Below are 1,535 nucleotides of genomic sequence, written 5' to 3'. Positions count from 1 at the left end.
ACCGCCACCAGATCCGCAGACCGGTCCATCACCACACCGACCCGGCACTCCGAACCGAAGCCCCGCCCCGCCAGCCAGCCCGCCACCCGGTCCGCCCGCGCATCCAGCTCGGCGTACGTCAGCGTCACTCCTGCACCGGCCACCGCGACCGCGTCCGGCGTCCGAGCGACCTGCGCACCGAACAACTCCGGCAGAGTACGGACGGACAACGGCTGAGCGGTGTCGTTCCAGTCGTCCAGCACCCGACGACGCTCGGTCTCGTCGAGCACAGCGAGCCGTGCGACCCGTACCTGCGGGTCCGCCGACACCTGCTCCAGGACTCGCAGCACGCGCTCCGCGAGCGCCCGCACGGCGGCTTCGTCGAACACGTCGGGCCGGTAGTCGAACTGCAGCTCAAGCTCGTCGGACGGTGAGACGACCAGCGTGAGCGGATAGTGAGCCGCTTCCTCGCCGCCGCCTCCGGCGATCCGCAGACCACCGAAATCCCGGGCGGCGTCGGGGTCGTACGGGTAGTTCTCGTAGACGACCAGGCTGTCGAAGGTGGCGCCCGCGCCGGTGATTCGCTGGATCTCGGCAAGACCCAGGTGCTGATGTGCAATCAGCTCGGCCTGCTGGGCCTGGAGTTCGGTCAACAGGTCGGCCATCGTCTGCCGAGGGTCGAGTCGTACCCTCACCGGGACGGTGTTCATGAGCAGGCCCAGCATCTGCTCGACGCCCGGAAGTTCGGCCGGACGGCCCGCGACCGTGGCGCCGAACACCACGTCGGTCCGGCCCGCGAGCATCCCGACCAGCGCACCCCACACGCCCTGGATCACGGTGTTCAGCGTCAGACCGTGTACGCGCGCCATGTCGCGCAGCGCGAGGGTGAACGGTTCGTCGAGCCTGACGACGACGTGGCGCGGCTGGACCGACTCGGCGCCCGGTTCGATGGGGGCGACGAGGGTCGACTCGGTGGCCCCAGCCAGCATTTCCTGCCAGGCGGACCGGGCGGCTTCCTTGTCCTGGCGATCCAGCCACGCAAGGTACTCCCGGTACGGCGTGACCGGCGGCAGTCCGGCGGCGTCGCCGCCGGCCGCGTAGATCTGCGCCAGTTCACCGAACAGGATCGGCAGCGACCAGCCGTCCATGACGATGTGGTGCATCGTCATGATGAGGCGGTACCGCTCCTCGCCCCGCTTCAGCAGCAGGAACCGCAGCAGCGGCGGCGCTGCGAGATCGAACCGCGCGTGCTCCTCCTCGGCGAGCCGGAGCGCCTCGGCCTCGGCGTCCGCCTCGGACAGGCCGGACAGGTCCGCCTCACACCAGGGCAGCTCCACGTCCCGCGCGATGACCTGGACGAGACGGTGGAAGCCGGCACGCAGGCTCGCATGCCGGTCCAGCAGCGCCTGCCAGGAGCCACGGAACCGCTCGGAGTCGAGGGGTCCTTCGAGGTCGAGGAAGCGCTGCCCCACGTACACATCGCGGGAGCCCTCGTCGTACCGGGCGTGGAAGAGCAGTCCCTCCTGCAACGGCGACAGCGGCCACACATCGACCAG

Annotated in this window: 1 protein-coding gene; it reads right to left on the bottom strand. The window is 70.2% G+C overall.

Going from position 1 to position 1,535, the window contains the following annotated elements:
* Positions 1 to 1,535 (bottom strand): condensation domain-containing protein (locus ACFY4A_RS42600; protein ID WP_390834676.1); only part of this gene is annotated, 1,535 nt, incomplete at both ends.

Origin of the sequence: Streptomyces sp. NPDC001292 (genome assembly GCF_042896465.1) — a bacterium.
GTDB lineage: Bacteria > Actinomycetota > Actinomycetes > Streptomycetales > Streptomycetaceae > Streptomyces.
Note: the sequence above shows the minus strand (reverse complement) of the source record. Positions and strands in the feature narration are given on the sequence as shown.